The organism is Bacillus sp. V59.32b (assembly GCF_003429085.1).
In the GTDB taxonomy this organism is placed as follows: Bacteria; Bacillota; Bacilli; order Bacillales; family DSM-1321; genus Peribacillus.
The window spans coordinates 1-6,865 of sequence record NZ_QVTC01000112.1 but is presented as its reverse complement, the minus strand read 5'-3'; the positions used below and the strand labels follow the sequence as shown (position 1 = coordinate 6,865).

The 6,865-nt window shown below is 42.6% G+C and carries 6 protein-coding genes, 1 tRNA gene and 1 pseudogene; 1 reads left to right on the top strand and 7 read right to left on the bottom strand.

The window, feature by feature from the left end; all coding sequences use genetic code 11:
* Window positions 1–79: 79 nt before the first annotated feature.
* Together D0463_RS18965 and moaC are read right to left on the bottom strand one after the other, a co-directional pair.
* Window positions 80–757 (bottom strand): redox-sensing transcriptional repressor Rex, encoded by a 678-nt coding sequence (locus tag D0463_RS18965; protein WP_117308910.1) that lies wholly within the window; start codon window positions 755–757, stop codon window positions 80–82.
* Between the two features lie 37 nt (window positions 758–794).
* Entirely contained in the window at window positions 795–1,298 is a 504-nt protein-coding gene (gene moaC, locus D0463_RS18960; RefSeq protein ID WP_117308909.1) for a cyclic pyranopterin monophosphate synthase MoaC, read from the bottom strand.
* A 141-nt stretch (window positions 1,299–1,439) separates the two neighbouring features.
* On the opposite strand from moaC, the pseudogene D0463_RS18955 reads away from it, so the two are divergent.
* Window positions 1,440–3,367, top strand: a pseudogene (locus tag D0463_RS18955) (ABC-F family ATP-binding cassette domain-containing protein).
* A 222-nt stretch (window positions 3,368–3,589) separates the two neighbouring features.
* Here D0463_RS18955 and tsaD read toward each other — a convergent pair.
* From tsaD to D0463_RS18930, 5 genes are all read right to left on the bottom strand, one after another.
* Window positions 3,590–4,618, bottom strand: coding sequence for a tRNA (adenosine(37)-N6)-threonylcarbamoyltransferase complex transferase subunit TsaD (gene tsaD, locus D0463_RS18950; protein ID WP_117308908.1), 1,029 nt, complete (start codon window positions 4,616–4,618; stop codon window positions 3,590–3,592).
* The gene (gene rimI, locus D0463_RS18945) at window positions 4,618–5,067 is read right to left on the bottom strand and encodes a ribosomal protein S18-alanine N-acetyltransferase (RefSeq protein ID WP_117308907.1); all 450 of its coding nucleotides are present in this window, start codon (window positions 5,065–5,067) and stop codon (window positions 4,618–4,620) included. Before rimI ends, tsaD begins: the two co-directional genes overlap by 1 nt.
* Before the next feature lie 46 nt (window positions 5,068–5,113).
* A complete protein-coding gene (gene tsaB, locus D0463_RS18940) occupies window positions 5,114–5,806 on the bottom strand; it encodes a tRNA (adenosine(37)-N6)-threonylcarbamoyltransferase complex dimerization subunit type 1 TsaB (RefSeq protein ID WP_117308906.1) in 693 nt (230 codons plus the stop codon).
* The gene (gene tsaE, locus D0463_RS18935; RefSeq protein ID WP_117308905.1) at window positions 5,803–6,261 is read right to left on the bottom strand and encodes a tRNA (adenosine(37)-N6)-threonylcarbamoyltransferase complex ATPase subunit type 1 TsaE; all 459 of its coding nucleotides are present in this window, start codon (window positions 6,259–6,261) and stop codon (window positions 5,803–5,805) included. Before tsaE ends, tsaB begins: the two co-directional genes overlap by 4 nt.
* 249 nt (window positions 6,262–6,510) lie before the next feature.
* Window positions 6,511–6,584 (bottom strand) — tRNA-Met (locus tag D0463_RS18930).
* Window positions 6,585–6,865: the final 281 nt, after the last annotated feature.

The window sequence follows — 6,865 nt, the reverse complement described above, 5'->3', positions numbered from 1 at the left end:
AACCGCGTAAATTACTAGGTGCTTTTTTAAACTGTCCACTTTATAGGTCACAGTTCAGTCGAGGTAGCGTTTTTCTTATTTAGGATTTATTTTCTGTCGTTTCGATTTCCTCTTCATCGGCAACTGGATAATGCTTCAGAAAATAAACCAGTGATTGAAGCTCAACAGCCAGGTCGATATGATGAATCCGTATAGATGATGGAACCGTAAGCCTTGCAGGCGTGAAGTTAAGGATGCCTTTTATATCAGCCTGAACCAGTCCGTCTGTTATCTGCTGGGCAACAGGGGCAGGCACAGTCAGTATCGCGACCGACACGTTTTCCGCTTGCAGCCTCGTTTCGATTTCATCCATATGATAAACAGGCACATCGCTTATTTCTTTTCCGACTTTGTTTTCATCAACGTCGAATGCCATCTCAATTTTGGTATTATTATTTTTCAAAAAATTATAATGTAAAAATGCAGTTCCTAAGTTACCGACGCCGATCAAGGCTACTTTTGTCAATTCATCCTGGTCAAGCGTCTTTCTGAAGAAGGTCAGCAGATAATTTACATTATAGCCATATCCCTTTTTGCCAAGTGCACCGAAGTAGGAAAAATCCCTTCTGATCGTCGCCGAATCAACTTTCACCGCTTCGCTCAGCTCAGCAGAAGAAACCCGTTGTTTTCCGGATGAATGGAGATTCTTTAAAAACCGATAATATAGCGGCAGCCTTTTTGCAGTAGCTTGCGGAATTTTCACCTGTTCCTGATTCATTTTTCTCCCCCGCTTTCAAGCATGCTTCCTCGCATGGTTAGTTATTCATTTCATTTATTTGTCGTTTATAGTCCGGGCTGGATACTCCCCCCGTTTTTTCAACCAGATAGGTAGGACCGATGACCATTCCTTTATCCACGGCTTTGCACATATCGTAGACGGTTAATGCTGTCACGCTAGCTGCTGTTAACGCTTCCATTTCAACACCTGTACTGCCTTTTGTTTTCGCAGTTACAGCAATGACCAATTTATGGCCGCTTCCTTCCTTTTCCCATTTAAAAGAAATATTAACCCCTGAGAGCGGGATCGGATGGCACATTGGAATGATTGTAGAAGTATTCTTGCTCGCCATGATACCAGCGACCTGAGCAACAGCCAGAACATCTCCCTTTTTCATCGTATTCATTGTAATCTTTTCGTATATTTCGTCATTCAACATTATACTTGATTGCGCAGTGGCAGTCCGAACTGTTTCAGGCTTATGGCTCACATCGACCATCTTCGCTCTGCCTTGTTCGTTAAAATGCGTAAATTCCGCCATGATTAACACCTCACTAATTGATGATACACTATTTTTTGCCGTTTGTATGCTGGATTGTTGACTTTCTCACATAAGCACCTCTATTGGCGATAACCTCGCGTTTACGGTACACTAACTATATCGCAACCTGAGGTGATAACAATGATTTTGTTGCAAATAAATCAATTAACAAAATATTATGGTGCTGAGCTTATTTTGTCCAATATGAAGCTCGAAGTACAGAATAGAGATAGAATTGCCTTAGTGGGCCGGAATGGTGCCGGTAAGTCAACCTTACTCAAAATCATCGCCGGGCAGCTTTCCTATGACAGTGGGGAAATGATTCGGCCTAAGGATGTATCAATCGGCTACCTGGCGCAGGATACGGGACTTGAATCCAGTTTATCGATATGGGATGAAATGCTGACCGTGTTCGCCGGCTTACTCGCGCAGGAAAAGGAATTAAGAAGGCTTGAAGAAAAGATGGCAAAACCAGATATATTCCAGAACGACGTTTTGTATCAAAAGGTATTAAAGGAATATGATGAACGGCAGGTTGCATTCAAGGACCAGGGTGGATATCAATTCGAAGCGGATATCCGCTCTGTTCTTCATGGCCTTCAATTTGCCGATTACGATGTATCAACTCCCATTTCGGCATTAAGCGGCGGACAGAAAACCAGGCTCGCCCTCGGCAAATTGCTTCTAAAAAAACCAGATATCCTCATTCTGGATGAGCCAACGAACCATTTGGATATCGATACCCTTTCTTGGCTGGAACAATATCTCCAGGGCTACCACGGAGCGGTTTTAATTGTTTCGCATGACCGATACTTTCTTGATAAAGTAGTCAACCAGGTTTATGAAATCTCACGAAACACCAGTAAAAAGTTCTATGGCAACTATAGCGCTTATTTAATGAAAAAAGCCGAAGATTTTGAACGTGAAATGAAGCAATATGAAAAGCAACAGGGTGAAATGGAAAAACTCCGGGATTTTGTCCAAAAAAATATCACAAGAGCTTCAACGACAAAGCGCGCCCAGAGCCGAAGAAAACAGTTAGAAAAAATGGAAGTCCTCGACAGGCCGCAGGGAGATGAAAAATCCGCTTCATTCTCTTTTGAGATTGAACGGCAAAGCGGCAATGAGGTATTGAACATAACCGATTTAGCTATCGGATATGATCAGGAGAAAGTATCCAATAATATCACGATGAGAATGACAAAAGGAGAAAGCATTGCCTTGGTTGGACCAAATGGAGTAGGCAAATCGACGCTCCTAAAAACGATTATCGGAAAACTGCCTTCGTTAAAGGGAGCATTTCGTTTTGGTACGAATGTCCAAGTAAGCTATTACGATCAGGAACAGGCCGATCTTAAGTCCAATAAACGCGTCCTAAATGAACTGTGGGACGAGTATCCGCTTAAACCCGAAAAGGAAATCCGCACGATTTTAGGTAATTTCTTGTTTTCCGGTGATGATGTCTTAAAAACGGTATCAACCTTAAGTGGCGGCGAGAAGGCCCGCCTTGCCCTGGCAAAAATGATGATGGAAAAGGGGAATCTGTTGATATTGGACGAGCCTACCAACCATCTTGATCTTGATAGCAAAATCGTTCTCGAAAATGCACTGATTGATTATCCTGGTACCATTCTTTTCGTCTCTCACGATCGATACTTCATCAATCGCATCGCCACTAAAGTGATCGAGCTATCGAAAGACAGCAGCGAGGTATTTTTGGGAGATTACGATTACTACTTAGAAAAAAACAAGAACAGGCTGAAATAAAAAAGCTTGAAGAATCTGCTGCAAATAATCCACAGAACGTACAAATTGGCGAAAAAACAAGCCATAAGATAGACAAGGAAGCTAAGAAACTGGAGCGGCAACGAAAACGCAGGTTAGAAGAAGTCGAACAATTGATGGAAAAGCTTGAAAGTGAGATTCAGGAATATCATGCAACCCTTATCAATCCTGATATTTTTCAAGATCATGAAAAGGTATTAGATATCCAACAAAAATTAGAAAAAGCTCAGGTTAGTCTTGACTTATTAATAGAAGAATGGGCTGAGTTGGAAGAAATGATTTGATAAGAAGTGGAGCTAATTTAGCTCCACTTTTTTTATAAAGTTATTAGAAAACTATCCACAGTTTTATTCACATAATGATGGTTATATTAACAATGATAACTGGACTTTTCCACATAATCCACAGATTTTCCGCCATTTATCCACAGAAATAGATGTTTAATGACAAATTTTTAGGGTAATCAGGTAAAGTTATCCACAAAAAAACCTGTTCCTCAGAACAGGCTAAATAAATGATTGTTCTATATCCAAACCCGGGTTACCATTAAGGGCCAGATTGGACCTTTTGCCTTTTTGAAATAACACGCTGCCCGCCGCCCCTATCATTGCTGCATTATCCGTACATAAAGATAGCGGCGGGATGACGAGCTCAATTTCAGGGAATCCTTCCTCAAAGACCCTCGTTAACTCTGCCCGCAGTCCTTTGTTAGCCGCGACGCCCCCGGCAAGTAGTACTTGTTTGACGTTATGCTCCTTCGCAGCTCGAATCGTCTTCGTCACAAGCACTTCTATTACACTTTCCTGGAAGCTCGCTGCAAGATCAGCTGGCTCTATTTTTTCCCCTCGCTGCTCAGCGTTATGCAATGTATTGATAACTGCTGATTTTATGCCGCTAAAGCTAAAATCATAGGATCCTTCTTCCAGCCAGGCCCGGGGAAGATTAAGAGAAGGGTTGCCTTCATGGGCAAGCCGATCAATATGCGGACCACCCGGATATGGAAGATTTAGTGTACGCGCAACCTTGTCATAAGCCTCACCTGCAGCGTCATCCCGCGTCTCACCAATCACTTTAAAATCCCCGTGCTTCTCCATTAAAACAAGCTCCGTATGTCCTCCGGATACGACCAATGATAACGAAGGGAACTTCATCTCCCTAACAAGCCGATTGGCATAAATATGTCCGGCAATATGATGGACTCCGACAAGAGGAATATTATGCGCAAACGCAAGGGCCTTTGCCGCATTGACCCCGATTAACAAAGCTCCGACAAGACCGGGACCTTCCGTTACGGCAATGGCATCGATATCGCCATACGTTATTCCAGCCTCTTTCAGTGCTTCCTCAAACACGATTGTCACTTGCTCCACATGATGTCTCGATGCGATCTCCGGCACTACCCCGCCGAATCGTTTATGGCTTTCGATTTGGGAAGCGACGACATTGCTTAGAATTTCCGTTCCGTTTTTAATGACAGCTGCTGCCGTTTCATCACAGCTCGTCTCTACTGCAAAGATTATCTGATCTTTTCTCACTATATATTCACCCACATTACATAAGCATCTTCTAAATTGTCCGTATAATAATTTCGGCGAATGCCGCCTTTTTGAAAACCGAGCTTCTTATATAGAGATTGAGCCACTTCATTACTCACTCTCACTTCAAGTGTCATTCTGATGACGCCCATGCTCCTGGACAGTTCGATCATTTTCAACAACAAAGCCTCGCCCAATTTTTTCCCTCTATATTCGGGCAAAACTGCGATATTCGTAATATGCGCTTCATCGATCACAATCCACGCTCCGCAATACCCGGCAATTTTCCCCTCATCCTCGACTACAAGATATTTGGCAAACTGATTATGATATAGCTCATTATAAAATGCTTCCCTGCTCCATGGTAAAGTAAATGACTGTCTTTCGACAATCATTACCTGGTCGATATCCTCTTTTCTCATGAACCGAAATGTCATCGTTTTACTCATCGCAATCGGACTCTTCCTTTTTCTTATTATAATTCAGGTTATGCTTTTATCTCCCTTGTTGCTCCAGCCATTTGGCCTCTGCCTCTGCCAAACGGACATAGTTCGGCACGAAATGGTGGACTTCCTCTTCTTCCTTGTGCATCCCCAATAAAGCCAGCTCACCTGGTCTCGGATTATCCAAAGCAAGTGATCCAAAAAAAGCCAGATCGCCTAATATTCCTTGCAATGTTTCTTTATGCTGCTTTACATCACTGCCTATAAATATAACCGGTCGATTATTTTCCTTTAGCTTCTCAGCCCAATCTGAAGCTAAAATATTAGTGTCTGCGATGATCGGTTGAAGAATATGATCCTGATATTCATACAATCCCGTGTAAATCTGGCCTCTTCTCGCATCAAACAATGGTGAGACAAGCCCATTAAAATAACGGCCGTTCGCTGCTAAAACCTCTAAGCTGGAAACACCCGCTATCGGGATTTTAAGCCCCCAAGCCATCGTTTTAGCAATGGTTACTCCGATTCGGACTCCGGTATAAGAGCCTGGCCCTCTAGCGACGACAATTTTTTCAAGGTCAGATGGTTTTGTATCGCAATCATTTAATAAGGTTTCTATTGCGGGCATCACCCGCAATGAATGGTTTTTGTTTATATTAGTTATATATTCGCCCACCACGTTTTCCTCTTCAGCCAAGGCTATGCCTAAAGCAAAATTGGACGTGTCAATCGCTAATGTTTTCATGAAACAATCTCCTTGCATAAACTTACATATCTTTCACCCCGAGGTTCAAGAACAAGACGCCTGCTTGTCTCGCCATTACGAAAAATAGAGATCAGTAAGAGATCCTCTGGAAGCCAGTCCTTTATTAAATGAGCCCATTCAACAACTGTCACGCCTTCACCTTCAAAGTATTCATCAAAGCCCAAATCCTCCCCCGTATCACTCACACGATAAACATCCATATGATACAGCGGCATTCGGCCATGATATTCTTTAATAATTGTAAAGGTGGGGCTGTTTACCGTTCTTGTAACTCCCAGGCCCGAAGCAATCCCTTTTGTAAAAGCAGTTTTCCCTGCCCCCAAATCTCCCTCTAAAGCAAGAACGTCCCCTGATGAAAGTTTAGCGGCCAGATTCTCTGCAAATTGCGCCGTCTCTTCTTCACTGTTTGAGATGAACTCGAATTGCTGTTGCATACATTCTTCACCTTTTACTTTATTATATTCAAAGCTATAAAAAAACCTTAGGATTCATCCTAAGGGAATTTAATTTATCTCTAGTTTACCTTTTTTTATGTAAAGAAACAAATACTCCTGCTTATAAGAAAAGCGGAAACGCCCTGAATATAAGCAGCCTTGGCTTTAACCTGCCAAGTCCTATGGCGACGTCGGCATATCATTCTTTAACTACAAAAAAAGCGAAACCTAGTTTCGCTTTTTTGACGATTGCGGGGACAGGATTTGAACCTGCGACCTTCGGGTTATGAGCCCGACGAGCTACCAGACTGCTCCACCCCGCGACGATAATAATGATTCAGTGTTTGTTTATGCACTAAGGCTACCTTAGACTGTCCCGATCTCAGGAAGTAAACCAAGCAGTAGTTCGATCGGTACAACTCGGAGTTATATCAAGGAAGTAACGCTCGTTGCTCCACCCCGCGACGGTATATATGATACAGTTTTGTTTTTCATACATATCTAACTTATGCTAAAGGGTTAGATGATATGAATATTAAAAAATATCAGCTTGGCGACGTCCTACTCTCACAGGGGGAGATCCCCCAACTACCATCGGCGCTGA

Excerpts from the sequence above, each read along its gene's own strand:
- D0463_RS18965 (WP_117308910.1), bottom strand. The coding sequence starts at position 757 with ATGAATCAGGAACAGGTGAAAATTCCGCAAGCTACTGCAAAAAGGCTG.
- moaC (WP_117308909.1), bottom strand. The coding sequence starts at position 1,298 with ATGGCGGAATTTACGCATTTTAACGAACAAGGCAGAGCGAAGATGGTC.
- rimI (WP_117308907.1), bottom strand. The coding sequence starts at position 5,067 with ATGAGTAAAACGATGACATTTCGGTTCATGAGAAAAGAGGATATCGAC.
- tsaB (WP_117308906.1), bottom strand. The coding sequence starts at position 5,806 with ATGAAAACATTAGCGATTGACACGTCCAATTTTGCTTTAGGCATAGCC.
- tsaE (WP_117308905.1), bottom strand. The coding sequence starts at position 6,261 with ATGCAACAGCAATTCGAGTTCATCTCAAACAGTGAAGAAGAGACGGCG.